The organism is Streptomyces sp. W16 (assembly GCF_033194735.1).
Classification (GTDB): Bacteria; Actinomycetota; Actinomycetes; order Streptomycetales; family Streptomycetaceae; genus Streptomyces.
The window spans coordinates 1-4484 of the sequence record NZ_JAWOAI010000674.1 but is presented as its reverse complement, the minus strand read 5'-3'; the positions used below and the strand labels follow the sequence as shown (position 1 = coordinate 4484).

The following is a 4484-nucleotide window of genomic DNA, read 5'->3' as shown; positions in this document are numbered from 1 at the left end:
GCTCCCCGGCCGCCGCCTGGGACAGCGTGGTCGCCGAGAAGCCCGCCGCCCTCGCCATCGTCCGGTACGAGGGTCCCCCCGCGGCGAGCCGCAGTTCCCGCAACGCGTGCGCGAGCCCCTGCACGGCACCGGCCTCCGGGTCGACCGGCCGCTCGGGACGCCCCATGCGCGTACCTCCATGCACCTCACGAAAGCGACATCTGGAGCGATGACCATACGGATGGACAGGAAACGGCGGGGTTGCCCCGAGGTGACGGCTGGGTGACACCGGTGGCCGCACCGAGGGCTCCCCCGTCCCGCCGGGGCTCCCGTACACACATCCGACCCGAATACGCTGCCCCCGTGACCCTTTCCCCCGCCGCGCGCACCGCACTGGACCTCACCGCCGACCTCCCGGTCCCCGGCCTGGAGGACTTCTACCGGGACCTGCACCGCCACCCCGAGTTGTCCGGCCGCGAGCACCGCACGGCCGGCAAGCTCGCCGAACGCCTCACCAAGGCGGGCTACGACACCGTCGAGGGCATCGGCGGCACCGGCATCGCCGCGGTGCTGCGCAACGGCGACGGCCCGACCGTGCTGCTGCGCGCCGACATGGACGCGCTGCCGGTGCAGGAGGAGACCGGGCTGCCGTACGAGTCCTCGGTACTCGGTGTGATGCACGCCTGCGGGCACGACCTGCATGTGACCTGGCTGGCGGGCGCCGCCGAGGCGCTGGCCGCCGGGCGGGACACCTGGTCGGGGACGCTGGTGCTGGTGGGGCAGCCCGCGGAGGAGACGGGTTCGGGCGCGGCGGCGATGGTGGCCGACGGTCTGTACGAGCGTGTCCCGCGCCCGGACGTCCTGCTCGCCCAGCACGCGGCACCGGGTCCCGCCGGGTTCTACCCGCACGTGCCCGGCCTGATCATGTCGGCCTCGACGGACATCGACATCGTCGTCCACGGACTCGGCGGCCACGGCTCCCGTCCCGAGGCGACGGTCGACCCGGTCGTCACGGCCGCCTACCTGGTCACCCGCCTGCAGACGGTCGTGTCCCGGGAGATCGCCGCCCGTGACTCCGCCGTCCTGACCGTGGGCCGTATCGAGGCCGGCACCCGGCACAACATCATCCCGACCGAGGCCCGGATCTCCCTCAACCTGCGCACCCAGTCCGACGACGTGCGGGAGCGGATGATCGCCGCGATCCGCCGTATCGCGTCCGGCGAATGCCTCGCCGCGGGCTGCCCGCGCGAGCCCGAGGTGACCATCGGCACCAGCCTTCCCACGATGGTCAACGACGCGGACACCGACCGCCGGATCGGCGCCGTGCACAGCGAGGTCCTCGGCGCGGGCACGGTCTTCGACCCCGGCCCGGCCACGGGCAGCGAGGACTTCCCGCGCCTGGTCCCGGACGGGGTGCCGTACTCCTACTGGTTCGTGACGAGCACTCCGGCGGACGTGTGGGACGCGGCTCCCGGCACGGACCTGATGGAGAAGTTCCACGCCGTCCCCAGCAACCACAGCCCGAACTTCGCACCCGACCTGGTGACGGTCGTGCCGGGGGTACGGACCCTGGTGTCGGGCGCGTTGGAGATCCTGACGGTGAACTAGCTGAACTGGACACAGTCCGCCGGGGTGGCTCCGCGTCAGGCGATGACCGCGTAGCCGTCGACCTCTATGAGCCACTCCGGAAGGCCGAGCGCCTCGACGCCGAGGTACGTGCTGGCCGGCACCGGCCACTCGCCGTCGAAGGCCTTGCTGCCGGCCGTGAAGACCGTGTCGATCATCTCGGGGCGGTGGCCCACGACGTGGATCGTCATCTTGATCAGGTCCGCCGGGGTGGCGCCGGCCGCTTCGAGCGCGGCCCTGAGGTTGCGGAAGACCTGCTCGGCCTGGGCCGCGAAGTCGCCGGGGCCGACGAGCTGTCCGTCAGCGTCGATGGCGACCTGGCCGGCGATGGCCACGAACCGGGTGCCGGTCGCGGCGACGACCTGCGTGTAGAGGTTCATGACGGGCGGGGCGAGCGTCGGGGGGTTGATCATTTCCGCGGACATGTGCACTCCCAAGGGCGTTGTGGAGAGGGTGAGTTGGGCCGGGCAAGGGTGTTGTGGAGAGGGGTGGGCCGGGTCGGGCCCTGGCCGGGCCGGGCAGGCCAGCCTGTGGCTGGGGCCTGTCCGGGGGATCAGGTCGCGGGAGACCGGCGGGGATTGATCAGCACCGGTGAGCGGGGTGAGGCGGGCGGGCCGGATCCCGCGTCTGCGACAGGGGCCGCCGGACAAGCCCCAGGGGACTGCGGCAGGCCGGGCGTAGCGGACGGGACGGTTACCGGTCGGTCCCGGTCCCGGTGAGGCCGGCCCGGTCGAGGGCCCCGCGGGTGACGGCCGCGAGCTTTTCGGGGTCGTCCTCCTCGGTCGCCCAGGCCACATGCCCGTCGGGCCGGATCAGCGCGGCGCTGACGTACGCCCAGAACGTGGGACGGTGACCGTGATGCCGGCGAGCCGCAGCTCCGCGGCCAGCCAGAGCCCGACCGGACCTGCTCCCGCGATGACGACCTGCTGGTTATTGGTCATGGTCACTGGTGGCTCCGATGCCGTGGGCGAACGCGGTCGTCCAGGCCGCTACGGCCCGGCGGCTCGCACGGATGGCGGGGGCCAGGACGTCGAACATGTGCGGTACGCCGGGCACGAGGTGGAGTTCGACGGAGTTGCCGGCCGCGCTCAGCCGGGCGGCGAACTCCAGCGCCTCGTCCCGTGCCGGATCGACCCCGTCGACCAGGATGTAGGTGGGCGGCAGGTCCCTCAGGTCCTTCGCCCGGCCCGGCACGGCGTAGTCGGCCGCCGGATCGCTCCCCTGGAGGTAGAGCTCCCAACCGGCCGCCGCCGCTTGGCGGTTGAAGAGCTTCGGATCGGTGACGGCCCGGGCCGAATCGGTCTCCAGGCGGTCGTCGAGGACCGGGTATCCGAGGTGGAGGTACCTGATGTGCGGCCCCTGCCGGTCGCGGGCGGCGAGGGCCACGGCCGCCACCAGGGCGGCGCCGGCGGAGTGCCCGCCCAGTGCCACCCTCGCTACGTCGACTCCCAGGGCGTCCGCCTCGTCGACGACCCAGCGCAGCGCGGCGTAGCAGTCGTCGAACGCGGCGGGGTAGGGATTCTCCGGGGCGAGCCGGTAGTCCGGGGCGACGACGGCGATACCCAGCTCCGCGGTCAGCCGCCGGCAGGTGGCGTCCTCCGCGTTGGGCCCGCCGAGGACGAACCCGCCCCCGTGTATCCAGACCGCCACGGGCAGCGGAGCGGCGCTCCTGGAGACGGGGGTGTAGAGCCGCAGGCTCAGCGTGTGCCCGTCCACGCCCTCCACGGGGATCTCGCGGTCCTCGACATTCACCTCGCCGTCCGACTTGCCGTCACCGCTGGCCGCGCCCAGGGCCACGCGGGCCCCCGGCACATCGGCGAACACGTCCATCTCCGGCAGCAGTTCATAGACCGGAAGGAACTCAGGATCCAGGAACACAACCCACTCCTCACCTCTTGGGCACTGACCAACGGTATCGCGCCCTTATCCACTGGACAAGAGCGTTCACTTGTATATTGCCCACCGGACAAGACGAGTCATGGAGAAAGGCACGGAGGCAGGCACCATGGGCATCAGCCGTGCGGCGGTCGTCGATGCGGCACTCGACGTGCTCGACGAGCGGGGCCTGGACAAAGTGACCATGCGCGCCGTCGCGGACAAGCTGGGCGTGCAGCACAACACCGTCCGATGGCACGCGGACAACAAGCAGCGACTGCTCGTCCTCATGTCGGACGCCATCCTCGCGGGACTGGATGTCACCACCCTCCCGCCGGGGTGGGAGGACCGCGTCCGCGCCCTCGCCCGCTGGACCCGGAAAGCCCTTCTGGCCCATCGCGACGGAGCACGCCTGCTCTCGGGACTCGCGACCACGGAGACCAACACGTACCGGTTGGGCGACACGATGATCCAGGCTCTTCTGGACGCGGGTTTCCCGCCCCGGACAGCGGCCTGGGCGAACTGGACCGTGTTCTATCTGATCCTGGGAATCACCCAGGAGCAGCAGGCCCAGTCCGCCGACGCGGCCGACCCCGTGCTGGCCTTCGACGACGACACGTTCCCGGCCCTGCGCAAAGCCGCCGCCTACGTCACCGCCGGCACCTTCGACGAGCGCTTCGAGTTCGCGCTGGACATGCAAATGACGGCTCTGCGGGTGGAGTTGGGCCGAACGGGCTCCCAGTGAGCGTTCGGTCGACCTACACGGCCTAGCCCTGTGGCTGGAGTTGGAGCAGCTGCTTGCGTACGTGGTCCAGGGCTCCCGCGCGGCGGCCCGGCACGCGTCCTCTCAACTCGGCGAGCGTGAGGCCGAGTTCACGGGCGGGTGCGGGGTCGTGGATCTGCCCCCACTGGTGATGGGCACGGTCGACCGCCGCCTCGACGGCCGGCGCACCCGGTGACTGTCCCGCCGCCAGCCGCGCGCCGGCCACCGCGAGCCAGGCCCG

5 protein-coding genes and 2 pseudogenes are annotated in these 4484 nt (G+C 71.9%); 2 read left to right on the top strand and 5 right to left on the bottom strand.

Going from position 1 to position 4484, the window contains the following annotated elements; genetic code table 11:
* Positions 1–342 precede the first annotated feature (342 nt).
* A complete protein-coding gene (locus R6V09_RS46835; RefSeq protein ID WP_317887561.1) occupies positions 343–1587 on the top strand; it encodes an amidohydrolase in 1245 nt (414 codons plus the stop codon).
* Positions 1588–1622: 35 nt separating this feature from the next.
* On the opposite strand, the gene R6V09_RS46830 is transcribed toward R6V09_RS46835, so the two are convergent.
* From R6V09_RS46830 to R6V09_RS46820, 4 genes and pseudogenes are all read right to left on the bottom strand, one after another.
* The gene (locus R6V09_RS46830; protein WP_317887560.1) at positions 1623–2030 is read right to left on the bottom strand and encodes a RidA family protein; all 408 of its coding nucleotides are present in this window, start codon (positions 2028–2030) and stop codon (positions 1623–1625) included.
* 268 nt (positions 2031–2298) lie between these two features.
* Positions 2299–2400 (bottom strand): hypothetical protein, encoded by a 102-nt coding sequence (locus R6V09_RS54445; RefSeq protein WP_327097787.1) that lies wholly within the window; start codon positions 2398–2400, stop codon positions 2299–2301.
* Positions 2401–2450: 50 nt separating this feature from the next.
* Positions 2451–2546: pseudogene (locus R6V09_RS46825) on the bottom strand (FAD-dependent monooxygenase); the annotation flags it as partial.
* Complete coding sequence (locus R6V09_RS46820; RefSeq protein ID WP_317887559.1) at positions 2536–3483, bottom strand: alpha/beta hydrolase; 948 nt, start codon at positions 3481–3483, stop codon at positions 2536–2538. The pseudogene R6V09_RS46825 and the gene R6V09_RS46820, both read right to left, overlap by 11 nt.
* 100 nt (positions 3484–3583) lie before the next feature.
* On the opposite strand from R6V09_RS46820, the gene R6V09_RS46815 reads away from it, so the two are divergent.
* Positions 3584–4225: a TetR/AcrR family transcriptional regulator C-terminal domain-containing protein gene (locus tag R6V09_RS46815; protein ID WP_317887558.1), complete on the top strand. Its 642-nt coding sequence runs from the start codon at positions 3584–3586 to the stop codon at positions 4223–4225.
* A gap of 22 nt (positions 4226–4247) precedes the next feature.
* On the opposite strand, the pseudogene R6V09_RS46810 reads toward R6V09_RS46815, so the two are convergent.
* A pseudogene (locus R6V09_RS46810) lies at positions 4248–4484 on the bottom strand (hypothetical protein); the annotation flags it as partial.

What these genes read in the sequence shown, in the direction of transcription:
- R6V09_RS46830 (WP_317887560.1), bottom strand. Translation starts at nt 2,030, where the DNA reads ATGTCCGCGGAAATGATCAACCCCCCGACGCTCGCCCCGCCCGTCATG.
- R6V09_RS46815 (WP_317887558.1), top strand. Translation starts at nt 3,584, where the DNA reads ATGGAGAAAGGCACGGAGGCAGGCACCATGGGCATCAGCCGTGCGGCG.